Annotated in this window: 20 protein-coding genes; 6 read left to right on the top strand and 14 right to left on the bottom strand. The window is 48.0% G+C overall.

The window, feature by feature from the left end:
- The first annotated feature begins 102 nt into the window (after positions 1-102).
- The gene (locus PUW25_RS04015; RefSeq protein WP_047912909.1) at positions 103-687 is read left to right on the top strand and encodes a GNAT family N-acetyltransferase; all 585 of its coding nucleotides are present in this window, start codon (positions 103-105) and stop codon (positions 685-687) included.
- A 161-nt stretch (positions 688-848) separates the two neighbouring features.
- Here the strand turns inward: PUW25_RS04015 and yicI are convergent, their stop codons facing one another.
- The 7 genes from yicI to PUW25_RS03980 all read right to left on the bottom strand — a co-directional run bounded on the left by yicI (position 849) and on the right by PUW25_RS03980 (position 11,796).
- The gene (gene yicI / locus PUW25_RS04010) at positions 849-3,170 is read right to left on the bottom strand and encodes an alpha-xylosidase (RefSeq protein ID WP_274338131.1); all 2,322 of its coding nucleotides are present in this window, start codon (positions 3,168-3,170) and stop codon (positions 849-851) included.
- A 23-nt stretch (positions 3,171-3,193) separates the two neighbouring features.
- On the bottom strand, positions 3,194-4,024 hold the full coding sequence (locus PUW25_RS04005) for a carbohydrate ABC transporter permease (RefSeq protein ID WP_047912907.1): 831 nt from the start codon (positions 4,022-4,024) through the stop codon (positions 3,194-3,196).
- Complete coding sequence (locus tag PUW25_RS04000; protein ID WP_274338130.1) at positions 4,024-4,947, bottom strand: carbohydrate ABC transporter permease; 924 nt, start codon at positions 4,945-4,947, stop codon at positions 4,024-4,026. The genes PUW25_RS04005 and PUW25_RS04000 overlap by 1 nt, the downstream gene beginning before the upstream one ends.
- 17 nt (positions 4,948-4,964) lie before the next feature.
- Positions 4,965-6,209: a sugar ABC transporter substrate-binding protein gene (locus PUW25_RS03995; protein ID WP_052512138.1), complete on the bottom strand. Its 1,245-nt coding sequence runs from the start codon at positions 6,207-6,209 to the stop codon at positions 4,965-4,967.
- A 248-nt stretch (positions 6,210-6,457) separates the two neighbouring features.
- Positions 6,458-7,510 carry a LacI family DNA-binding transcriptional regulator gene (locus tag PUW25_RS03990; RefSeq protein WP_193746075.1) on the bottom strand — a complete coding sequence of 351 codons (1,053 nt, stop codon included), beginning with the start codon at positions 7,508-7,510 and terminating at the stop codon, positions 6,458-6,460.
- Positions 7,511-7,728: 218 nt separating this feature from the next.
- Positions 7,729-11,367 carry a CheR family methyltransferase gene (locus tag PUW25_RS03985; RefSeq protein WP_274338125.1) on the bottom strand — a complete coding sequence of 1,213 codons (3,639 nt, stop codon included), beginning with the start codon at positions 11,365-11,367 and terminating at the stop codon, positions 7,729-7,731.
- Positions 11,368-11,424: 57 nt separating this feature from the next.
- A complete protein-coding gene (locus PUW25_RS03980; RefSeq protein WP_052512136.1) occupies positions 11,425-11,796 on the bottom strand; it encodes a hypothetical protein in 372 nt (123 codons plus the stop codon).
- A gap of 250 nt (positions 11,797-12,046) precedes the next feature.
- Between PUW25_RS03980 and PUW25_RS03975 the strand changes: the two genes are divergently transcribed.
- The 3 genes from PUW25_RS03975 (at position 12,047) to PUW25_RS03965 (ending at position 14,333) form a co-directional block, all read left to right on the top strand.
- A complete protein-coding gene (locus PUW25_RS03975) occupies positions 12,047-12,703 on the top strand; it encodes a cobalamin B12-binding domain-containing protein (protein ID WP_274338124.1) in 657 nt (218 codons plus the stop codon).
- 9 nt (positions 12,704-12,712) lie between these two features.
- Entirely contained in the window at positions 12,713-13,333 is a 621-nt protein-coding gene (locus PUW25_RS03970; protein WP_047912904.1) for a hypothetical protein, read from the top strand.
- A 178-nt stretch (positions 13,334-13,511) separates the two neighbouring features.
- Positions 13,512-14,333 (top strand): DUF4097 family beta strand repeat-containing protein, encoded by an 822-nt coding sequence (locus PUW25_RS03965; protein ID WP_047912903.1) that lies wholly within the window; start codon positions 13,512-13,514, stop codon positions 14,331-14,333.
- A 67-nt stretch (positions 14,334-14,400) separates the two neighbouring features.
- On the opposite strand, the gene PUW25_RS03960 is transcribed toward PUW25_RS03965, so the two are convergent.
- Both PUW25_RS03960 and PUW25_RS03955 read right to left on the bottom strand, forming a co-directional pair.
- Positions 14,401-14,538 (bottom strand): hypothetical protein, encoded by a 138-nt coding sequence (locus PUW25_RS03960; protein ID WP_193746074.1) that lies wholly within the window; start codon positions 14,536-14,538, stop codon positions 14,401-14,403.
- A 38-nt stretch (positions 14,539-14,576) separates the two neighbouring features.
- The gene (locus PUW25_RS03955) at positions 14,577-14,735 is read right to left on the bottom strand and encodes a hypothetical protein (RefSeq protein ID WP_193746073.1); all 159 of its coding nucleotides are present in this window, start codon (positions 14,733-14,735) and stop codon (positions 14,577-14,579) included.
- A gap of 248 nt (positions 14,736-14,983) precedes the next feature.
- On the opposite strand from PUW25_RS03955, the gene PUW25_RS03950 reads away from it, so the two are divergent.
- Both PUW25_RS03950 and PUW25_RS03945 read left to right on the top strand, forming a co-directional pair.
- A complete protein-coding gene (locus PUW25_RS03950) occupies positions 14,984-16,426 on the top strand; it encodes a methyl-accepting chemotaxis protein (protein ID WP_047912902.1) in 1,443 nt (480 codons plus the stop codon).
- A 321-nt stretch (positions 16,427-16,747) separates the two neighbouring features.
- Positions 16,748-17,395: a DUF1796 family putative cysteine peptidase gene (locus tag PUW25_RS03945; protein WP_047912901.1), complete on the top strand. Its 648-nt coding sequence runs from the start codon at positions 16,748-16,750 to the stop codon at positions 17,393-17,395.
- A gap of 103 nt (positions 17,396-17,498) precedes the next feature.
- Here PUW25_RS03945 and PUW25_RS03940 read toward each other — a convergent pair whose 3' ends face one another.
- The 5 genes from PUW25_RS03940 to PUW25_RS03920 form a co-directional block, all read right to left on the bottom strand.
- Positions 17,499-18,854 (bottom strand): glycoside hydrolase family 30 protein, encoded by a 1,356-nt coding sequence (locus PUW25_RS03940; protein ID WP_338000042.1) that lies wholly within the window; start codon positions 18,852-18,854, stop codon positions 17,499-17,501.
- A 67-nt stretch (positions 18,855-18,921) separates the two neighbouring features.
- Positions 18,922-20,562, bottom strand: a complete 1,641-nt coding sequence (locus PUW25_RS03935; protein ID WP_274338123.1) for a type 2 periplasmic-binding domain-containing protein — start codon at positions 20,560-20,562, stop codon at positions 18,922-18,924.
- Positions 20,563-20,770: 208 nt separating this feature from the next.
- Positions 20,771-21,658 carry a carbohydrate ABC transporter permease gene (locus tag PUW25_RS03930; RefSeq protein ID WP_081872626.1) on the bottom strand — a complete coding sequence of 296 codons (888 nt, stop codon included), beginning with the start codon at positions 21,656-21,658 and terminating at the stop codon, positions 20,771-20,773.
- Positions 21,659-21,684: 26 nt separating this feature from the next.
- On the bottom strand, positions 21,685-22,680 hold the full coding sequence (locus PUW25_RS03925; protein WP_238546437.1) for an ABC transporter permease: 996 nt from the start codon (positions 22,678-22,680) through the stop codon (positions 21,685-21,687).
- Between the two features lie 307 nt (positions 22,681-22,987).
- Positions 22,988-23,998, bottom strand: a complete 1,011-nt coding sequence (locus PUW25_RS03920) for a LacI family DNA-binding transcriptional regulator (protein ID WP_047912898.1) — start codon at positions 23,996-23,998, stop codon at positions 22,988-22,990.
- Positions 23,999-24,115: the final 117 nt, after the last annotated feature.

Below are 24,115 nucleotides of genomic sequence, written 5' to 3'. Positions count from 1 at the left end.
TTGATAAGGTGTGAAATTTCGTTTTTGGTGCTCATTTTTCGGGTTGATCATCGTCACGTACCATGTTATGTTTATTAGAAAAATTTTCTAGGAGGGGCTGCTATGAGCAACGCCAAGATCAATCCGATTCTGCTCAATTTCCCGGACAGCATAGATAGCGAAAGGCTGATCATACGTGCACCGAGACCGGGTGACGGTACGCTAATAAACCAGGCTGTTAAAGAAAGCCTCGCGGAGCTGGCACCCTGGATGCCTTGGGCCAAGACTGCACCAACGATAGCGGAATCCGAAACGCAGATCAGGCAGTCCGCGATTCGCTTCGCAGAGCGCACGGATCTGCAGCTCCTGCTGTTTAAGAGGGATTCCGGCAGTCTCATCGGCAGCAGTGGACTGCACCGGATCAACTGGGAGACCCGGAAGTTCGAGATCGGCTACTGGGTCCACAGCGCTTATGCGGGACAAGGCTACATCACGGAAGCAGTGCATGCCGTTACCGATTTTGCAGTGAAGGAGTTTGGCGCGAATCGAATTGAGATTCGCTGCGATGCCCGAAATACAAACAGTGCTAATGTAGCCAAACGGGCAGGGTTTGTACTGGAAGGTACACTGCGGGGAGACAGTATTGGGGTAGACGGTACGATGCGTGACACTTATGTATTCTCGAAGGTTCGGGGTCAAGAGTTCTAATATCATCATCATCAGAGTTCTAATATCATCATCATCAGAGTTCTAATATCATCATCATCATCATCATATCGAGTGGTTCAGATCCAAAGAACCTTACAATAAACAGGCCGGGTCACTTCACAGCGACCCGGCCTGTTTTACTGAATTCGTCTAATTTTATACTACACCGTCATTTCAAATGTTCCTGTCGTAGACAACGGCGTAAGAAGTACCCCTTGTTCTGTTGTCTCCAGAGATGCTCCTTCTACACGGCTCAGCTCTGGTAAGCCTCTCAATAGAAGCTGCCACGGTTTCCCTGCGCCTGATGAGGTCACGCGAATCACGCCGCCCTTACGCTCTGCCTGCACCGAGAGTTCTTCTTCTGCTGCCGTATTGTACACAACCGTTGTGGCAGTGGCTCCCTCCTGCAATTCAAATAAATGAAGCTGTACTTGATCGGCAAAATCATAATCCGTACGCGTGTTGTTCTGACCCACCGCAATGAGGCTGTTCTCCCGTACAAACAGCGGGAGGCTGAAATAATGATACTGCTCGCTGTACCACTGACCGCCTTCTCTCGTCTCGCCTGTGAGGAAATGCGTCCATCTTCCCTTCGGCAGATAATAACGCCCTGCCCCCTGATCATTGAAGATGGGTGCGACAAGCATGGAATCACCCAGCATATATTGCAGATCAAGCGGCGCACAATTGAGATCGTCCATAAATTCAAGCACCATGGATCTCATCATCGGTACACCTTGTTTAGTAGCATCTACAGATGCAGCATACAGATAAGGCATAAGCGTGCTCTTCAGGTTCGTAAAATAACGCAGCACATCCACCGCTTCCTCATCAAACAGCCACGGTACACGGTATGACTCATTCCCATGCAGACGACTGTGGGAGGACAGCAGGCCAAAGGCACTCCAGCGCTTATACAGATCCGGCGTAGCCGTCTGCTCGAAGCCGCTGATGTCATGGCTCCAGAAGCCGAATCCGCTCATGCCAAGAGACAGTCCGCCGCGCAGTGTTTCCGCCATGGACGCATAGGTCGCAGAGCAGTCTCCGCCCCAATGTACCGGGAACTGCTGACCACCGGCTGTTGCAGAACGGGCAAACAGCATGGCTTCATTCTTGCCGCGGGATTCTTCAAGCGCCTCAAACACCGTCTTGTTGTAGAGATACGTGTAATAGTTATGCATCTTCACAGGATCGGAGCCGTCATGGTATACGACATGGGTCGGTATGCGCTCACCAAAATCGGTCTTGAAGCTGTCTACGCCCATGTCCACCAGTTCAATGAGCTTGTCTTTGTACCAACGGACCGCGTCCGGATTGGTAAAGTCGACGAGGCCCATGCCGGATTGCCAGCGATCCCACTGCCATACGGTTCCATCCGGATTCTTGACGAGATAGCCGTGCTTCTTCCCTTCGTGGAACAGATAGGATTTCTGCCCGATATAAGGGTTGATCCAGACACATATCGACAGTCCTTTGCTCTTCAGACGCTCCAGCATGCCTTTAGGATCAGGGAATACATCCTCATCCCATTTGAAATCACACCACTGGAATTCCTTCATCCAGAAGCAGTCAAAGTGGAAGACAGACAGCGGAATATCTCTCTCCAGCATCCCGTCCACGAAGCTGTTTACGGTCGCCTCATCATAGTTTGTCGTAAAGGAGGTCGTCAGCCAGAGCCCGTATGACCATGCCGGAGGCAGAGCCGGTTTGCCCGTCAGGGTCGTATAGTTGTTCAGCACTTCCTTCATATCGCTGCCGCCAATGATGTAATATTTGAGGCTTTCGCCGGGAACGCTGAACTGCACCTTGGATACATTCTCGGAGGCAATCTCATAGGACACACGCTCTGGATGATCTACAAATATGCCATAACCGTAGTTGGACATATAAAACGGTACATTTTTGTAAGCCTGCTCGCTGGAGGTTCCACCGTCCTCATTCCACATATCGACGACCTGTCCATTTTTCACAAATGGAGTAAAGCGTTCGCCAAGCCCGTAGATGTATTCTCCGATTCCCAGATCTAATTGCTCGCGCATATGCACGACAGGCTCCAGTGTGGACTTAATGTAGGCCGGGCCTTTATAGCCGGTGCCTGTCAGTCTTCTCTCACCATAGTTATAATCTACTTTCCAGCCGCTTGTAAGATCGACGTTCACACGGAGCTCACCACTCGCTAGGCTTACCTTGGCGTTATCCTGTGCAATATCAACGGTTGAATTCGCATCCTCATGGATATGAAATTGAGGCGATACCTCATCCACATCGTTGTGAATATACTCAACACAGATCACGTCCTTCATCGGTGAGCTGTATTTTACCGTAAGAAGGGTGGTATTGAGTGTATGGCCTTTGTGCTCGATTTTTTTGGTCGATGCGTATACAGTAACGGAATCCTCCTTCACCTCAACATCACGAATTTCCACAGGGTAAAGTACGTTTAGTCCAGATCTTACATGCCAGTAGCCGTCAGTAAATTTCATAGCCATTCTCCTATCTCTTTTAATTAATCTTTCATCGAACCTGCGACGATGCCTCCGACCACATAGCGCTGCAGAGCAATAAAGATAACGATAATCGGCAGTGCAGCAATGGTAGCTACCGCCATCAGGTTGTTCCACTCCGTCCCGTATTGTCCGATGAATCGGTACAAGCCGAGTGTCAGCGGACGTACACTGTCATCGGTCGTTAATGTCAGAGCGAAGACAAAATCTCCCCAGCCAAACAGGAAGCAGAACACAGCTACCGTCATCATGCTCGGTACAACGAGCGGAAGCATAATCCGTGTGAAGGCTGTAAACCGGTTGCATCCGTCAATGGCTGCTGCCTCTTCAAGTCCCTTGGGAAGCGCCATAAAGGCAGGTCTCAGAATGAGTACTGCAAAGGGAAGTGCATGAATCATGTCTGCAAGGATCAGCCCCAAATAGCTGTCAACGAGCTGTACCTTGGAGAACATAATGAAGAGCGGCATCGCCATGGTAATCCCCGGCAGCATTTGAATCGCGAGCAGCAGAATCATGATGATGGATTTGCCTCTGATATTCAGCCTCGCCATCGCATAAGCACCTGGAACAGCGAACAGCAGTGTCATGAGCATCGTGCCGATCGCCACGATAAAGCTGTTGCCGATATACCGCAGCATATCCTGATTCTTGATGAAATTATCGACATAAGCCTGGAAGGTCGCATTCAGTACGCCAAACTTCGGCGGCGTTGCAAACAGGTCGGTTATCGGTGTAAGTGACGTCTTGATCATCCAATACACCGGGAACAAAAACATGGCTGTGATCAGAATGGACACGAACGTCATGAAGTATTTTTTCTGGGATTGTGCCATTATTGAGCCTCCTCCTTACTCGTCATCCGCAGGTAAACGATAGCAAGCAGGATCAGAATGATGAACATGATCATGGATACTGCTGCCCCCTGGCTGAACTCAAATTTGAGGAAGGACATCTGATATGAATAAATCTGCAGTACATTTGACGAGTTGACCGGACCACCCGCTGTCATGATAAAGATGAGATCAAACACTTTAAATGTATTGATGATGCCCAGCATAACAAGGATCAATATGGTCGGTCTCATGAGTGGAAGTGTAATGTGGCGGAACTGCTTCCACTTGCCGGCTCCATCCAGTCTGGCCGCTTCATATAGCTGCTCCGGCATACCCTGAAGACCGGTCAGCAGGATGATCATATTGAACGGTATCCCAATCCAGATATTGGCTACGATTGTCGACAGCAGCGCGGTGCTGTTGTCACTGAGCCAGCTGTGAGGCTCGCTGAGGATACCCAGCCACTGCAGAATAAAGTTAATCACGCCGTAATCACCGTTCAGCATCCACTGGAACACAGAGGCCGTAATAACAACCGGCAGCATCCAGGCAAGGAGCATCAGCGAACGCATCACATTGCGTCCCGGGAAGGTGCGATTGAAGAACAGGGCAAGTGCAAATCCAATCCCGAATTGAAATAGGAGACTAAATACGGTAAATACCAATGAATTACGAAGTGCGGTGAAGAACACCGGATCCTTAAACGTATCGATATAATTATCGAGGCCTACAAAGCTGTGCTCCTTCTTGAAGTTGTAGACATTCACATCCTGCAGACTCAGTGTAATGTTATAAATAATCGGAAACAGGACGAACACAAGCATAAACAGAATGATGGGCAGTATAAACAAATAGTTGGACCATGTTGAAAAACGTTTGGTAGGACTAGGGCGCTTCACCGAAGGCACTGTGCTTGGCTCCATCGTCAGTTCCCCCTTTCTTATTCATTCTCTTGTTGTTCCTTGAGCAGCTCTTGGATCGTATTGCTCGCTGTCTCTTGTGCTGCTTCAGGCGATTTGGCCCCTGTCAGGGATTCCTGAAGCATCGTCTGAATCGCTTCCGAAATGCTCGCATAGTTCGGACCGTACGCTCTCGCTGTGGAATCCAGCATGCTGTCGGCAAACACCTTCATATGCTCATCATCCTGCCAGAACGGATCCTCAAGCAGATCTCCCCGGCTTGGCAGACGACCATTCGTTTGAAGCAGCTCCTTCAGACGCTCCGGCTCATTAGCAAACTGAATGACATCAAAGGCAGTCTCCTTGTTTTTGGATGCTTCAGATATCGCCCAGTTCTCCCCACCCAGCACCGTCGCCGACTGCTCATCTGCAGGAAGCTCGGCCACATCCCAGTTCACCTCGGAATTGGCTTCGAGGAATGGGATCTGCCATGTGCCGTTGACCATCATGGCCACTTTGCCTGCTGCAAACTGTGTAGCGGTGTCGGCCTGTTTCTGAGTCACTACGTCCCTGGACATATAACCCTGATCCACCATATCGGTCATCATAGTTAGCGCTTTCAAAGTTCCCGGAGCATCAAATTCCGGAATGTCAGCCCCTGCCTGCAGCATGAAGGGGAGAAATTGAAAGGTTCCTTCTTCCGTCTTCACAGCACTTACAGCGAAACCAAACACGTTATTCTTAGTCAGCTTCGCAGCCGCTTCCTGCAGCTCTTCCCAGTTCGTGGGCGGTGCTAGTCCGGCTTCTTCAAAAAGATCGGTGTTATAGTAGAGCGCAAGGTTATTGCTCCCTACAGGCACGCCATAGTTTCGTCCGTTATACATTGTTGAAGACCAAGGTCCTTCTATGTAACGATCCGCTTCTCCCCAGGCTTCGACTTCTTCCGTGATGTCTGCGAGTACCCCTGCGGCCGAGAAGGTCTGATGATCTGCACTGTCGATCCATAGAATGTCCGGTCCCGAATTACCGATAGAACCGAGAAGCAGCTTCGTCTTGATATCGGAGTAGGCCACATAAGTTCTCTTGATATCGACATCAGGATGCTCCGCCTCATACTCCGCAATAATCTTGTTAATTGCATTGACACTTCCGTCCGTTGTCATCGTATCCCACCAGGTGATGACTTTTTTGCCGCCTGAATCTGCGGATCCTGATCCGCTGGAACAAGCAGTCAGCAGCAAGAACACGGCTAGCAATATTGATAACGCCTTCATTTTGTTGTTCATAATACGCTCCCCTCTTCGTGCAGACATTGATTCTTCTAATTGCCATTAACTCTCCTGAACATGTGGTTTATAAAAATCACCCCTCTCAAGGTCCTTTATCATCCTCAATGATATAAATTTCAAGCAAAATGATGTACGTACATCATTTTATGCAAAAAGAAATGCAATTCCTGCGATATAGGCTTTCGCTTCCATAGCAATAAACGCTACTTGCACGCAAGCATTAAGCCTATACCGCAGGACAAAACCTAGATATAGTACCTTGCATTCTCCTTCGTGACAAGCTCCAGCTTCGTGATGTTTTCCTTCACATTTATTTTCTCACCATACGCGAGATAGGCAAATAGAGTCTTAACAGCCAGATACCCTTGATTAACCGGGTCCTGACAGATCGTGGCGGTTACAACATCATTCCGCATATAGCTGTAAATCTCTTCTGTCATGTCATGACCAATGAGAGCCACCTGGCCGGCGAGACCTGACCGCTCCAGATGCTGTGCGACCACATTAAGCTTGGCGCTGGTTACATAGACCGCATCCACTTGCTCAAATAATGACCTAAACACATCAGCCTGCTCATAATCCTCTTGCTTCAGCTTCAGCAGATGGGTCATCTCCACATGCTGGTCAGCAATAACCTCACGGAACCCCATAATCTTCTGCTGCAGCTGGAACGTCGTTGCCGACGGAACCGATGAAGCATCCGATGTAATGAGGCCAAGCTTGGCATCACGCCCAGTCATTTTGCAGAGCAGATCTGCCGCAAGCCTTCCCGCAATACGATAGTCACACCCTACATAGAACAGGCGCTTGCTGAGCGGAGAATCATTATTGAACGTACAGATTCCCATACCGGAATCCATAGCTTGATCAATAAGATCTGCCATCTCTTCCGAATCGTTGGGTGAAATCGCAATCGCATCAAATTCCTTGGAGCTGATAATATCCTGCACGACCTGCTTCTGCTTCTCCATGTCATACTTCTCGGATTTGAAGAGCTCAATCCTTAGACCGTAATCTCTCAGCTCCTCGTAAGCGATATGGACACCCTTCTCGACCTGCCACCAGAAGTAATCCGGCAGCTCAGGGAATACCACAGCTATGGACACTTCCTTCTTCCGTGAGAGAAAGCTCGCCGATTTATTAGGTCTATAATTCATTTCATTCAATTTATCCATAACCTTACGGTACGTCTCGGGCTTCACATTACCCCTGTTATTCAGCACGCGATCCACAGTAGCAGCAGAAATCCCGATCCGCTGTGAAATCTCCTTGATCGTTAGTCGTTTCGTTTCTTTCATCGCATTCTCCATCATTTGTATCCGCTTTCCTGTTTCATTTCATTGGCGGATTTAATATGTTTCTGATCATATCGCTCTTATCACTATCTGTCAATCAAAAATTGATGTAATCATACATTTGATGATGTTCGTACATCAATTATCTCGTATAAGAAGCGCAGGACACGCTTGCAGCACTTAGGTCCTGCGCTTTTGATTTGAATGCCAAGAAGAGCGTATTATAAACTCCCCTCTACAGGCAACAAGCTTCGAGCTTGGTTGTTCGAGGTTGGAATTTGAATGATTACACCGGTTCCTCTTCCTACTTCACTTTCAATGTGTATGGTTCCTTGGTGATTCTGGATAATCTTATAGCTGACCATGAGACCCAGTCCCGTTCCCTTATCCTTCGTTGAGTAGAACGGTTCACCAATTCGGGCGAGCTTGGCTTCCGGTATCCCTGCCCCGTTATCCACAAACGAGATCACGATATTGTCATTTTCGTTCAATGTGACCGATATATCGATTTTCCCTCCGCCTGGCATGGCCTCAATCGCATTTTTTAATACATTAATGAATACCTGCTTCAGCTGATTCTCTACACACATGACTTTGAGCTTCTGTTCATACATCACCGTGATCTCGACATTATTCATGATGGCCTGTGTCTCCAGCAGCATAATGACATCCTGAATGATCGGTTCCAGCTCATGCTCTGAGAACTCAATAGCCTGCGGCTTCGCGAGCACCAGCAGCTCGCTTACAATCTGCTCAATCCGGTTAAGCTCGGTCAGCATAATTTCGATATAGGCATTCCCGTCCTCTTTTTTGGAGAGCAGCTTGGTGAAGCCCTTCAGGGCAGTGAGCGGGTTGCGGATTTCATGGGCAACGCCGGCGGCAAGCTGCCCTACTGCCGAGAGCATTTCTGTCTTGCGCAGCATCTCCTCCGCATTTTTGCGTTCGCTGATGTCCTCCGATAATTTCACGAAGTGAATAATTTGGCCCTGCTTATCTGTAATCGGAATGATCTTGACCGATTCCCAGAATTCCTCTCCGTTCTTGCGATAGCTTAAGATTTCCCCTTTCCACGTTTCACCGTCCAGAGAAGTCTTGAATACGTCCTTCATTGAAAATTCACTATAGCTGTAGCAGCCTAAATCTCGCCCCTTCGCTTCCTGCAAAGCGTAGCCCGTCACTTCAGTGAACTTCGGATTCGCATATTCGATCTTCCCTGCCACATCGGTTATGATTGTCATGCTCGGACTCTGTTCGATCGCATAAGAGAGCTTCAGCAGCTCTTCATTCACTGCCTTCAAATCTGTAATATTGACAAAAGTGAGCACGACACCGCTAGTGAAGTTATCCTCTGTACGATAAGGCAGTATTCTCATGCTGTACCAGGTGCCGTCCTGGCTTTGAATTTCCTTCTCCAAAGGCTCTAATGTCTTCAGCACATGCTGCGCATCATCCACAAGACCTTCATATCTAAAGTGATGTGAAATATGCTGAATGGGACGTCCATAGTCCACATCCATCAGATTAATCTCCTTCGTAATCGCAGGAGTAAATCGCCGGATACACATCCGCTTGTCCAGGAAAATGGTCCCGATTCGGGTGCTCCCCAGGAAATTATTCATGTCATTATTGACATCCGTGAGCTCTTGGATCTTGAATTGAAACTCGGTATTTACCGTTACCAGCTCTTCATTAACCGACTGCAGCTCTTCGTTTGCACTCTGCAGCTCCTCGTTTGCCGCAACGAGCTCTTCATTGGTGGCCTGAAGCTCCTCGTTGGAGGTCTCGAGCTCCTCTACCGTCGCCTGCAGACTTTCCTCAGAACGCTGGAGCTCCTGCTCCAGCTCAAAGATACGCATCTTCAATGTGTTATCAATATGCACAGGCTCCATCACGACTTCCTCAGCCTGCTTCAAATGCTGCGGATCCTCAAACAAGAGCAGTACATATTTATCATAGGCCTTGTTCTTGCGCGAAAAAGGGCGGATATGCAAATCGATTAAACGATCTCCCTGGTTCGTATGGATACGAAGTGCAGGGTACACCACATTTTGCAATGAATCACGCACCTTCTGAATTCCAGTGGACACGGTCACCGCTACATTCTGATCGATCATTTTGTACAGATTCCAACTAGGCTTACCTTGCGACAGCACTAAATACTCATTAATGGCTCCAACCAAATGAATCACATCATTATGATGATTAACGACCATCCCCGGCGAAATATGCTCTTCTGCAAGCATGGTATACAGATCGCCTGATCGTTTAACATGAACCTGCTCTCTCGGCTGAACCGTAGCTGCGGCAGTCCTTCGATAGGAATGCTGGCCGGAGCTTCTTCCTTCCATAGAGAATGACTGAGAATCAGACTCGGAATCCGAGGACATTTTACCACTCTTGTGACAGAAGATATTCCATCTCCGGTCAAAAGCCTCAAATTGATTCGCAAACCTACCTAACGTTTCACTCGGACCCAGGAAGAGAAAGCCCTCCGGATTCAGTGCAAAATGAAATAACGATAATACCTTGACTTGCATCTCCGGCTGCAAATAAATGAGCATATTCCGGCAGGTAACCATATCCAAATTGAAGAAGGGCGGATCCTTGATAATATTTTGGGGTGCAAAAATAACCATCTTGCGAATATCCTTGCTCACATGAAACATATCATCATCTCTGATAAAAAACCGTTCCACGTCCTCTTCTGACAAATGATGAATATTGCTCTCCGAGTAGATCCCTTGACTCGCATACTCTATGGATTCCTTGTCCAGGTCGGTTGCAAAAATCTTGATATTATAATCATCACCCAGCTGTTGTGCATACTTCTTAAGAAGGATGGCTATTGAATAAGCTTCTTCTCCGGTTGAACATCCAGCCACCCATACCCTGATTTCCTTAGAATAGCTCTTCTTCTCAAAGATACGGGGCAGCACCTGGTCATAAATAATTTGAAACGCTTCTGCATCCCGAAAAAAATTGGTTACACCTATAAGCAGATCCTTTCTTAACGAGGTAAGCTCATCTCGATGCTCTTCAAGATAGGTCATGTACTCCTGAACGGAGGCAACGTTGTTCATCGCCATCCGGCGCTCAATCCGGCGCAGCACACTGTTTCGCTTGTAATAGGTGAAGTCAATGCCGCTCTCTTCTTTTATTTTCTCAAAAATCAGTTGAATAAATTGCTCCGTACTCATTCGTTCCTGCTCTCCTGCAAGTGGGTATACTCCAAAGGATCGTATATGCTGGAGAAGCCTCTCCGACATATCCTTTGGGTTTAATATTTCATCGACCTTGCCGGTCATTTTCGCAGAGCTTGGCATGCCGTCAAATTTGGCTGACTGCCCGTCCTGAACGATGACAAGACCGCCTGCTTTTTTAATTTCAATGACTCCCTTGGAGCCGTCTGTTCCGGTCCCGGACAGGACAACCCCTACCGCTCTGTTGCCGTATTCGGCAGCCAGCGAGACGAAGAAATCATCAATGGACAAATGAATGGCAGATTGCCTAACTGCATCTGCCAGCTGTAATTTACCATCCCGGATGGTCATTGTCTTACGGGGAGGAATCAAGTAGACATGATTAGGCAGGATCTCCATTTCATGCTCTGCGACCCATATCGGCATCGTCGTATACTTTGACAAAATTTCTGACATCAAGCTCTTGTAGTCCGGCGATAAATGCTGGACCACGACAAAGGACATGCCCGAATCAGGAAGCATATGATCAAAAAAAACTTCTAATGCTTCAAGTCCGCCTGCAGAAGCACCAATGCCTACTACACATACCGGAGAGGAGGATTCTGGGTGCTTCTCTTCCTCTTCTCCATTCACCATGATGTTCCAAGACTCGCGTTCCATGTGCTTACTCCCCTTCCATGTCCCTGCGTAAGTTACGTCGTTACGAACTGTTTCGGACTATTCCATATCGGGCTCAAGCTGGTCCATTGCTGCGATCAGACAATAACGATAGAATTCTAATGTAGGTTCGTCCAGATCTTCAAGCAAATAAAGAGACTCGGAGATATAACGAAAGTTATCTGTTAAGTGACGTGTCTGCATCCCATGAATGACAAGTATTCCATTCAGCCATACGGCATAATCAATAAATAATTTAGAATTGCGCAGTGCAGATGCGGTATGAAGATGCTTCATATGATGAAGATTATCCTCTTTGCATTTCATGATTCCCTGCTCCCCATATCGGTCCGCCAGCTCAGGAGCATTCGCATAGATCTTTGAAACGACCTCTGCTATAAGATGTTCATAGTGCATTGTTCCGTCTGTCATGAGTACATCACCTTGTTTTTTGATTAAACCAGAAGAATTAGATGTAATTAATTAGAAGTGTCATTATTTTCATATAAACGACGATATTATCAGTATATCAGTGAGTCTCTCCATCATATAGGATATTTTTGAATATGGGTCAATTTCGACAAAAGCTTCTACCAGTCCCTTTCTTTCTCCCTAGTTCTTTCGATTCGTTTATATTAAAATGAGTAGCATTACACACAATATCCGAAGTAGGTGTCATGTCATGTATATGGAAGCAGAACAATTTGCAGAGAATATGTTGCAAGGAAATACAGAGACCTGCTGGAAAAACTTACTACAACATGTTGAGTCCGGCCGAAACAGTCTCTTCATATTTGAGCAGCTGCTTGCACCCGCCATGCGTTACGTGGGTTCCTTATGGGAAACCCATCAGATTACGGTAGCTGATGAACATCTTGCTTCTGGGGTATGTGACGTCCTCCTGTCGAGATATGCGGCGCTCAAAAAAAAGCCTGCCATCCATGGCTACCGTGCCATGCTGTTATGTGTGAAGGGTGAGGCTCATTATTTCGGGCTTAAGATGGTGAATACCATGTTCGAGGAGAATGGATTTGATACACGCTTTTACGGACCTAATCTGCCCTTGGAATATGCAAGTCTAAGCGCACTCAGCTGGAAGCCGGATATTGTTGCTCTGTCCGTCTCTATTGTCTATCATCTGCCAACCTTGCTGGAGTACGTTGAAGCTTTTGAGAAACTCATCCCCCGGCCTGTCATTATGATTGGCGGTCGTATCATTGAGAAATACAGTGTCCATGAGGCTGTAGACGGCAGAGCAGTCTTTCTGTCCGATATGCATGAGCTTGAACAGTGGATCATGTCTTACAACAGAGCCAATCAGCAGCAGCATGTGAGGTGAGTCTTCATCTTGAAGTTATTCCATCCATCTAATATTCCTGTCCCATATATTGTAATTGACGCAGAGCTGGGCATCATCTCTTGCTCCGAATCGGCGTCCCCTATATTCGAGCCGGCTTCCCATTTCACAGATTGGCTGGACGAAGGTTCCATCACCAAAGCTAAACGGTTCATTTCGCCCGTTCACTCTGGCACAAGAGTTGAACTCATTATGAACACGAGGAAGCAGCCCTTCTCCCTATACGATATTTACCAGCAGTGGGATGAGCAAGGCAACGGGCATCTCATCTGTATAGAACAGCTTCAGAAGATACAGACCCTAACCGATAAGCTTCAGCTTCTTCATGAGGACCTGCAGCAGCTCCCATCTCCTATCCATCAAGAGCCTGACAGACCCCAAGCATCCAAGACCAGCAGAGCATCGGCCAGAGAGCGGGAGCTCCGGTCTACGCTGGAAACGATCCGCGATCTGGTCGACATGCTCTACCCCAGCTTAATCGAGATCGATCAGACCATCTATGCAGACATTATCAAGAACCAGATCGAGTCCGCACTCGCTGAGCCAGCTGCAGACAATGTGCACCCTATTTCCAGCAAATTCGATGATGGTCGTCCGCAAAGTAAGAATTGATCAATAGAAATAGCGACATCATATGTCAGATCTACCTGCCGGTACTGCTGCTGAAGCGGTCCGGTTTTTTCGTATGATTCAACCATTTGCCTTGTTTTTCGCTTGCCGTCTTACTTTTACTCCTTCCGTTAGAGGGTAATAAAGTGTAAACGACTCTAACACAAAAGGAGGAAGGCGCATGAAGAAGCAGATAAATGTCATGATATTGGTGACGGCCGCCCTTGCAATAACTTCATGCGGGAATGATCCGTCATATCGCCAGACCGGAAGCAGCAGTACGGTAGAGCAGCAGGCCACGCTCAGTCAGAGCCCTGCATCATCAGTCGGTGAAGAGAAACGTACGGGTTCAGGTCATGCAGTTAAGCCGCAGCATGTAACACAGACGCAGGAAGTGGATGCCACAGACATTCGTTCTATACGGATGGCAGAAGATTTTGAGGGTAATATCTTCGTCAAAATGGAACCGAATGCAGATCGCATTACCGCTACACTTAACATTGAGCATTGGTCACAGGAGGAGCAGCCACTGCTGTTCGTTAACACGGTGGATCAGACCTTGACCGCAGGAATCCGATATCCGGAAGGAACTGCGAGTGAGCAGGTGAATCACACCATTGGCAATGCGGCAGCTCAAGAGAGCGCGACACTATCCATTATCGTGCCTGAGAAGCTGTATGAAGAAATGTCACTCACAACGAAGAGCGGCTACATCACGGTGGAGCGAATGAATGCTGCATTCCTGCAGGCAAAGACCGGCGCAGGAAATCTGGATATGAAGCAGGTCAATGCCGAGGAGCTGGAGGGTGAGACCGGAGCCGGCGATGTGTTCTTCAAGATCAGCGAGCCGAAGCATTATCAATTCATGGCCCAGACCGGGAGCGGTAAGGTCGAATTGCTAGGAGAAGTTTACGAGGATGATGGCCGAATGATCGCCAAGGGAAACGGCTTTAATGAGGCTCAATTAGTAACAAGCAGAGGGAATGTGAGGGTCTATGAGTAAACTGAAATCTATTGCTAGTAAGTAAGAAGCCTGGATCGGTTAAATCCAGGCTTCTTTTAGCTGCTTACTATCTGGCATCCTCGGAGCTTCCTTCAAGTTGTCTGACCCGTTCCTCCAATTTCGCAATACGTTTGTGTATCCGATAAATAGCAGGAGTGACACCTATAATAACAATAACAAGGACGATGCCAAGAATGTCCAACATATCCCTTCCTTCCTGAATTGAATTAACCCCTGTATTACTCACTTCTTCTTCCGATTAACCAGATAGAGTCCTAATCCACAGATTATGATCGCTGTGATGGACAGCATGACGTTGCTTGACGACATATCGGTGATGAGCAAGCCCAAGATGGAGATAAGGATCAGAACCGAATACATCATATTAATAATTGCCTTCATTCAATCTTCTTCCTCCTGCCTCAAGGTAATTTATACCAAAATGAAAAATTCGCTAAGATATGTAATTATTTTGGACGATATAGTTATATATTGAATCCAATTCATAAATACGTAAATCGACGCATGTGATTTGGACCAATCATGTTTATCTTAACATTTTAATAAGATACCAGGCCATTATTGGAGCAATATTCTTTTGTGAGAAGATAAACATCTAACTCTATTTTTCAATTACAGGGGGAACATGAATGACGCAAGATTTACTCGAACTTCACAAAAGAAACGGTCTGCTGGTATTACTGCTGTGGATATGTACCACCCTTGGTATCGTATCGACAATGGATTCATTGGATGGGGTGCTGTCGATCGCCTATCCCGCCATTCCTGTTTGTCTATTAAGCACCTTCTTATATTGGAAAAAGCTCTTCATACCGCAAATTAAATACTTAATGGTTATCGGTATCAACATTATTAGCTTCTCAATTATGTCGATGGGCTCGGCTGTGACCAACTCTCTCGTATTGTACCTGGGACTGGCCTTCTGCTCCCTTTATATGGATCGATTTATTATGATATTCAACGGAATCATCGGGCTGGCTCTGTTGAATTATTTTGCCGCTACCGCCTATATCAATGTGGATGTCATCAGCCTCAACACGTTCTATATCGTCGTCCTCCTGACCTTGATTGGCCAGAGTACGGTCGGTACCCGAATACTGAAAAATATGGACGTCAGTATGAAGGAAGCGAACGAAGCCAAAGAACGAGTCGAAGTGCTCATTAATGAAGCAAGAACGGTTTCTACAACGCTGAATACCTCAGGCGAAGAACTGAATGAAAATGCCGTCATGGCAGGAAAGATCAACGGCGAGGTCCTCGCTGCATTTCACGAAATGTCAGCAGGCATCGAATCCCAGGCAAGCAGTGTTTCGGACATCAGCTCCGCGATGGAGAGTCTGAATGATTCGGTGCAGCGCACATTTGCGGCCTCAGAGACAACAAGTGAAAAGGCCAATATGGCTGCCGAGCTGACGAAGGAAGGCCAAGACCAAATTACCGATCTTGCAGCCAAAATGCATCAAGTCTCTGAGCTCGTTGATAATACAGCCGTGATTATGGGTAAGGTCAATTCGGAAAATGTTAAAATTGGCGGCATCCTGTCTTCCATTGAGGAGATCGCCAAGCAGACCAATCTCCTGTCCTTCAACGCTTCGATTGAAGCGGCTCGCGCAGGAGAACACGGCAGAGGCTTCGCGGTTGTCGCCGAGGAGATCCGCCAGCTTGCTCAGCTGACACACCGTGCATCATCAGATATCGGAGGTATTCTATCTTCGATTCAGAATAATATCAGCTCAGCCGCGGTCCGCATTACAGAAGGCCAGACGGCGTCTCGCTCTGGCGCGGAATCTGCGGATATCATCACGGCATTATTTCAGGAAATCAATGCAAATACGAAGGAGGTTATGGATCAGGCAGATCATCTGCTCGATCTGAATATACAGCTCCAGTCTGCATCCACTCAAATTACCGATGAGATTGCCTCCGTATCCTCGGTCACAGAACAATCTGCTGCCTCCGTCGAGGAAGTGCTGGCAAGCGCCGAGCTGCAGCAGCATCGGGTGAACGAAATTGTGTCAAGTATTCAGAAGCTCAATGAAATCGCTCAAGCTATCGACAAGACCTTGCAGTAACGTTAACGGTAACAGCAGCAATACAAGATCATTGATTCTTCAGACTAATCATACCCATTTCAGTGAACCACTCATATAAAAGGAAGCCTCCCTGCGTTTTAAACGATGACCCGGACTGTGAGTCGTTTAATGAACAGCCAGAGATGCTTCCTTTTTCTCGTTTATAATAGAGGGCTGCTCCTGTCAGCCTTCGCCTTGGTGAAACACAGCCCAATTCCAGTGACATATCAAAAAAAGCTGCCGCTCATCTCCTCGAAGGTCTAGTCCTTCCTGCCGGATCGCACATAGAATGTATAAATGATCAGGAAGAAGTGATTGGACATGATTCTGCAAGAAATTCAAGGTGCCTATGATTGCTACGTAAGCCTCGGAAGCTCATGCGAGCCGGCAGCCCACTTGCGGCGGAAAGGGCTTCGCACCTTCTCTGCCCCGCTCGACTGGTCTGTCTCCTTATCACTGACTGATGTAAATCGGCTGCTGCAGAATCGTTTCCAGGGATACATGGAGCTCCCCAACATGGGACTGATCGACGGATATGCCACCTTTGTGGACAATGAGAAGGTGACACCGCTCAAATCCTATTTTGTGAAAGACCACTATTATAATGTCATTTCGGTTCATGATTTCCCGGTCGTTGAGGGGCAGACATGGACAGCAGTCTATCCCGAGTTCAAGCAGAAAATCGACATACGCAGCCAGCGTCTTCTGGAAGTATTAAGCAGGAGCACAAGAGTGTTGTTCATTCGCTGGGGCAGCACATATGAGGAAGCGATTCAGCTGCAAAAGGTACTTCGCCCCCTTACTGGCGGCAGCTATAACATTCTGATCGTGAACGGTATCGATGGACTGACTTCCGTCGTCGATAACGGTTGGGCACTTCCAGGCATCTGCTCTCTAGGCATTCCGAACCGAGCCGGCGATGATGCAACATGGGATGATTTGTTGAACGGGTTTAGTCTACAGACATAAAAATGGAGGGACAAATCTTCACTACCAAAAAATAAAGGCAGCAAAAGGTGAGATGATTCTCCACTATTGCTGCCTTTATGAATTGAAGGAAATTGAAAAATGGTTAAGCGCCGAAGGCGAGAGTTACCGCGCTTTTCGCTTCCATTCGGAAGCTTAGAGCTTCTTCTGTACCCGGCATCTGGACCTGTACATTATTTGCTTCCTCACTGTCATTGAAGAGTACGACGGCGATGGAGCCGTCCGTATTCCTGAACGCCACGGAACGAACGGTTTCATTACTGCTGGAGCCGATGCGCACTGCCTTCGGGCGAATATGCTTGCTGAAATGGGCAAGCGCATAATAATCAAGCGTATACGTCAGGTCCCGGGTCTCTTGATGAACGGTCACAATACCGCGGCAGGTACTCTTGCCAAAGCCTGGCACCGCCGGCCCATTGTTCTCATCGAGTGCCATATTCCACAGCACAAACGATTTGCTGTAATTGCGCAAAATTTCGATGCCTGTACGCATAACATTGGAGAAGGCCTGCTCAAATGGCGGAATCCATTCTCCTCCGGAGCCTTCCGTGAAATGAACTTCTTTGTCCGGGAAGGCCTGGAATACATCGGTCTGTGCAGTTGGGCGGCCCCCATACCAATGCCATGCAACACCGTCCACTGCTTCCAGCGCCTGGTTAAGCACGGTCAGCGGGTACTCTGGCTTATCCCAGTTGTGATCGTAGCACAATATCTTGGTATCTATTCCATTTCTGATGAAGCTTGGCTTCAGATGCTCCTTAATGAACCGTGCCTGATCCTCCGCCGGAAATATCATGCCTGGATAATGACCTGGCGAATACAAGGATTCATTCTGCGGCGTGATCGCATAGACTGACGAGCCATGCTCTGCATAAGCCTTAATGTACCGTACAAAATATTCTGCATATACCGGATAGTACTCCTCAATCAGCTCGCCGCCGATCATGGAGCCGCTTGTCTTCATCCAGCCCGGCGGGCTCCAGGGGGAGCCCATCAGCTTGAGCTGAGGATTCAGCCGCACTGCTTCTTTCATGAGCGGAATAATGTCTGCTTCATCATGCCCGATAGAGAATTTCACCAGCTCAGGGTCGGTGTCTCCCTCCGGCAGATCATTGTAGCTGTAGAAGTCCCGGGCATAATCCGAGGCTCCCATCGGATTCCGTATAACGGACAGGCCGATCCCTTCTGCAGCGTCAAACAGCCGGCGCATCAGCTCCTCACGCTGCTCAGGCGAGAGCACCTGATGAATTAGATAGGCTGCCGAATCGGTAAACGATGCTCCGAAGCCATCCATCTCCTGATACTGCTCACTGTCATCGATGATGATGTTATATGTCTGTGCCTGAGTATCCGGCGGTGCAAGCTCTGCTCTCGTTTTGTTCACAAACAAGGATTGTTCTCCATTTGATTCGTAGATGTTCAGGTCCTTCAAGTTCTGCATGCTGTTCTCCTCCGTGACCCCGTACTTTATTTCCGTTCTTCGCTGTATGCTCTAAGTTCAAACTCAATTAAAGTCCAAGCTTCTCTTTGTTCGACTTCATCTTCTCACTGCGGACTTCTACGATCTTCTCCCAGCTGTTCGCATCGAGGAACTGCTTGTATTCATTCAGTACCGCTTCAAATTGGGCATCGTCCTTCGACCGGATCATACTGACCATGGAAGTGTTCCACTTCGTATTAATTGCGGTAAGAGCGCGGGCTTCGGGAGTCCCTTGATCCGGGTCGATATTTTCAAGGATAAAATGCGGCACGAGCTTACCTTCACCCCAAGCCTGCATCTGCTTGATTGATTCAGGGAATGCATCCTCACTCAGTGTCTTGTGCTTGTCATGTCCGAAGAACATGAATTCACCCATCCGGTATTCCTTCTTGAACTGATCTGCATTGTTCTGCTGGATTTCTTTGACCTCTGGTGTAAACTGTACGGTTCCGTCAGCGTTCTTCACATATGTCTCGCCTTCGATGCCATAGTTCATCAGCATTTGCCCTTCCTCACTGAGGAGATAGGTGAACAGCTGCATGGATTTGGCAGGATCGGCGTTCTGCTTCGTAATGAAGCTGACCATCCAGCCGGAGATCCCGGATTGATTCAGCTTCGGTGCGTTGCCAACGGTGCTCTGCGGTCCGTCAATGGCGATATACTCCTTGCCCGGATTGGCCGTCATGAAGATCTGGAGATTGCCTCCCTGCTGCGGTGTGCCATCCAGCATAATCGTTGCATACTTGCCGGATTTTACTTTTTCCTCAAATGCCGTTCCATCATCGGCAAAGCTGTCATCGCTAATGTTGCCGTCACGATATACCAGATTGAATGTCTTCAGCCAAGTGAGATAATCCTCATCCAGATTACGGTTGTAGAAGCCGCCGTTCTCACCCTCCAGCGGTACGCCGATGAAGTCCTGCAGCACGTCGCCTAGAGATCCAGTACCTTCGCCAATCGAGTTAAAACCAAGTGGAATAAGCTCAGGGAACTGTGCCTTAATGTCCTTCATGACAGCCTGGAATTCCTCTGGTGTGCCTATGCTCGGACTGCCGATCGCTTCATACACATCCTTGCGGATAATGAAGGCGGTCTTGGCCGGAATCGTTCCTTGATCGTAGTCCTCCTGCGTATTGGAGTAGTTCGGGTAGCCATACGTCTTGCCGTCTGCGAGCTGGAACCAGTTCAATGTATCCTGCGCCGCCACGGTGTTGAAATAAGGATCGTATTTCTCAGCCAGATCATTCAGCGGAAGCGCCCAAGTCGAAGCCTTCTGCACGACGGGGGAATTGATGCCGAAGGTCGTAATGAGATCCGGCATATCGCCGCCCGCAAAGAATGTATTCAGCTTCGTATCATCTCCTGTGATGAATTTGATGTTAATGTTCAAGTCTTCCTTGATCTTCTTCGTTACGACATCATTGCCGTAATCGGTGTTCCACCAATCCGCATTTACATACCAAGTCAGCTCTGTAGTCTCTTCCTTCGTATCAAGCTGCCAGGCCGGCGTAGCTGCATCCGGTGTGTAACGATCCTCGATGGAGATCCAGTTGGCTTCCTTGGAGCCGGAGCCTCCCCCGCCGCGAGCACTGACCAGAAGCATGACCGACAGCAGCAGCGCTGTCAGCGTAAAACCTTTTTTGCCATAACCCAACGTTCTCTTTGACATATTTCATACCCTCCTCTTGATATTGAAGCGCTTACTAAAATGACTTCATAACCCACTAAAATATTCAGATCTATGTTGTGCTACTTGTGATGCCGTTGTTTTGTGGTCCAGGTTGCTGTAGTGATGGCAGATGACTTGCGCTGCCGTATACCTTAAGCTTTTCAAGATGTCTTAGCTGGAAAATGTCTTATAACTGAGCGGTTATTCCTTATTCCTTGACCGCTCCGAGCATCATGCCGGAGATAAAATAGCGCTGCAAGAGCGGATAGATAATGACAATCGGCAGCGTGGTGATAACGATCGTCGCCAGCTGAACGCCTTTGGTCGCCGTCTCAATGACCACCGATCCCCCGATATTTTGCATGGACTGTGTCTGCGACTGCACAATAATCTCATACAGCTTCATCTGTAAGGGATACAGCGCTTCATTCGTGACATACAGCTTGGTTGTCATAAAATCATTCCACTGCCCGACACCGTTAAACAGCGCAATCGTTGCCATGGCCGGCATGGACAGCGGGATAAAGATTTTGAGAAACACCTTCCAGTCACCGGCTCCGTCAATCTTGGCCGATTCCTCCAGCGCTTCCGGCACACCCCGGAAGAAGTTCATCAGAATGACGACATCATAATAGCTGAGCAGCGCCGGAATGATGTACACCCAGAAGCTGTCGAGCAGGCCGAGGTCCTTAATGAGCAGGTATGTAGGGATCATGCCGCCGGAGAAGAACATCGTAATGACGCCCATGGAGACGTAAAGCTTGCGGCCGCGTACATATTTTTTACTAAGACCATAAGCGACCATCGCACAGAAGAATACATGAGTGACCACCCCAATGACGGTCTTGGAGATCGATATGAAAAATGCCTGCCAAATCGACGAATCCCGGAACACCGCCTGATAATTCTCCAGTGAGAGCTCCGACGGCCAGAAGACGAACCCACCCTCTGCCAACGCTCTACTGGAAGCAAACGATGAAACAAGGACATTCCAGAGCGGAACAATGATCACTATCATCGTAATGACGAGCAGCGTGGTATTCACCGCGTTAAAGATCCGGCTGTCGATGTCTCCTTTAATTGCTTTTGAGTTCACAAGTATTGCCCCCCTTATATAAAACCTTAAAGCACGGATTGATTATCGTTCAGCCTGCTCGTGATCTTGTTCGCCGTCAGCAGCAAAATAACCGAAACGATCGATACGCCAAGACCCACTGCTGTCGCGTAGGAGAAGTCCCCCTGCGTCATCCCCATCCGGTAAACATAGGAATTGATAACCTCTGCACTCTCCCGGTTCTGTGAGTTCATGAGCACGAGTGTCTGATCCAGGTTCGAGCCGAGCAGTCCGCTCACGGTTAGAATCAGGTTCAAGCTGATGATCATCTTCATGTTCGGAATCGTAATGTTCCATATTTGGCGAAGCCGGTTGGCTCCGTCGATCTTGGCAGCCTCGTAATAGGTAGGATCGATCTTGGACATGACCGCCAGATACAGAATCGTACCCCAGCCCGCTTCCTTCCAGATGTCAGACAGAACAGCGATCCACCAGTACTTGCTTGGGTCAAGCAGGATATTCTGCGGCTGTGAGATCAGACCGAGAGATAGCAGAATCTGATTAAACAGACCTGTCGTCGACACCCAGGTGATGAGCATACCGCCCAGCACGATCCAGGAGAGAAAGTGAGGGAGATAGGATACGGTCTGGACAAATTTTTTGAATCGACTCCCGCTTAGTTCATAGATCATGATCGCTAGAATGATAGGTACAACAAACCCGATGGCCAGCTTCAGGAAGCTGATGCCAAGTGTATTGATGACCGATTCCCAGAAATACTGATCCGTCATAATAATCTTGAAGTTGTCGAGCCCTACCCATGGTGCGCTGTCAATCGTGTCAATGACCGTGTAGCTCTTGAAGGCGATCGTGAGTCCATAGATTGGAATGAAGTTGAAGATAATCATAAATAGTACGCCCGGAAGAATCATGGACTGAAGCTCCCACTGCTTCACGTAATCCACGCAGAATTCCTTGATCCGCTGCCCCATAGGCTTCTTGGCTGGCGGCTTCCTCATACGGGACGAGGCATCCGCAGGCTGGATCAGAGCTGGTTTGCTCATGTGCTTCTCTCCTTTTTGCTCCTATACTCTGGATCAGAGCAACAAAATAGTGTTCATGAAATGGATTCAGTCAATGCAGAAATTTGATATTTTCACCGAAAAATAAAAACGTTTTTATTTTTGGTCAAAAAAATATGGTTCTTTTTTAGAGAATGACTGCTGAAATTCCGGATGTCTGCCTCAGCTAGGCTTACGATCTAATGAACAGATTGAACAGAGTGCAACCAAATTTAACAGAAACCTAATTTGTAAGCGTTTACTACTAAGCTGGACGGGAACTTCCCCTTTTATAGTAAAGCGTAAAAGGTTAGTCCCGCACCATTTTGATCTGCGTAGAGCCTCTAACGATAAGCTCTCCCGGCAGCTTCTCATGCCTGCCTTCTTCCTTCTCCTGAATCATGCGAATCAAATGGTTCACAACCAGGATTCCCTGCCTAGCAATTTGGTTGCGCACAGTAGTCAGCGAAGGTGAGAAATACTGCGCAATGTCGATATCGTCAAAGCCAACGACACTTGTATCCTGTGGAATCTCGTATCCGAGGGATTTGAGTGCCCGCATGGCCCCGATCGCACTGAGGTCATTCCCTGCAAGAAAAGCATCCGGCAGCTTACTGCCATGCACATTAACGAATGATTTGACCGCGCCGTACGAGCCTTCCTCTTCAAAATAACCTTGCAGAATATAGTCCTCGTCCGCCTTCAGCCCGTAATCCCTCAATGCCGCCAGATACCCGGCCTTCCGCTGCTCGCTGTCGAACATCGTCTCCACACCGGCGATATAGGCGATGTTCTTGTGGCCCAGACTGATCAGGTATTTCGTTGCTTCGTACGCATCCACATAGGAATCGAAGATAATGCTGCCCATGTTTTCGTTCTGTATCTCGCGGTCCAGAAATACGGCCTTGATGTTGTTCTGCTCCATAATGGCGATGTCATTCTCGTCAATTCGCAGCTCTTCATAGACAATGACCCCATCGACCCTTCCGCCAAGAATGTTGCTCATAATGACCTGCTTATCCTTGGTTACGAAGATGTTCAGACCGTAGCCGTGGCGGTCACATTCCCGTGACATCGTCTCGACCAGCGTATAGAAGTACGGTCCTGACACGCTTGTGGTGAAGAAGCCCAGCATCTTCGATTTGCCCGATTTCAGCAGCTTGCCGTTGATGTTCGGGACATAGTTCAGGCGTTTCGCGACGTCCAGAATATGCGACTTCGTCTCCGGATTCAGCACATCCACGTCGTTCAGCGCATTGGAGACCGTCGAGATCGACACCCCCGCCTCCCTTGCCACATCCTTGATCGTTACCTTTCTCATCTGCTGTCTTCCTTTTTATAAAAACGTTTTTATGAACTGAATATACTATACGTGTGATTTTATGGCAACTGTTTTTTATTTTCAGATAAGAATGCCAGTTTATTTCTTTCTTTTTGA

The sequence above is a fragment of the Paenibacillus urinalis genome (assembly GCF_028747985.1).
In the GTDB taxonomy this organism is placed as follows: Bacteria; Bacillota; Bacilli; order Paenibacillales; family Paenibacillaceae; genus Paenibacillus; species Paenibacillus urinalis.
Note: the sequence above shows the minus strand (reverse complement) of the source record. Positions and strands in the feature narration are given on the sequence as shown.